1 protein-coding gene is annotated in these 285 nt (G+C 43.5%); it reads left to right on the forward strand.

Annotated features, from left to right (window positions below):
* Positions 1–252, forward strand: a 252-nt coding sequence (locus QMG93_RS35130) for a hypothetical protein (protein ID WP_281944539.1), incomplete at its 5' end; no start/stop codon positions are given.
* Between the last annotated feature and the right edge of the window lie 33 nt (positions 253–285).

Here is a 285-nt window from a genome sequence, read left to right on the forward strand (position 1 = left end):
TATCTTTTCTCGCTCCGCTTGTCTTCGACAAAAGTCACTCCAAAAGATATATACCTCGCGGTATCAACTAGTAAAACTAAGGATGATTCAGCTTTACGCTTTGTTTCGTTATCCAGTTTTCAAGGAACAAATCTTGTTTCGCTGCCGTTTCAGCGGCAGGAAGATTATCTTAGCATGTCTACCCGGTTGATGCAACCATCAACTTTTGGCAGTACTACCAAGCTTGAAAGGCATTGCGCCTTTCAAAACTGAACACGAGTGAGTGTCTTGCGACAGAGTCGCAGA

It is taken from the genome of Paenibacillus tyrphae (genome assembly GCF_027925525.1).
GTDB classification, from domain to species: Bacteria; Bacillota; Bacilli; order Paenibacillales; family NBRC-103111; genus Paenibacillus_G; species Paenibacillus_G tyrfis_B.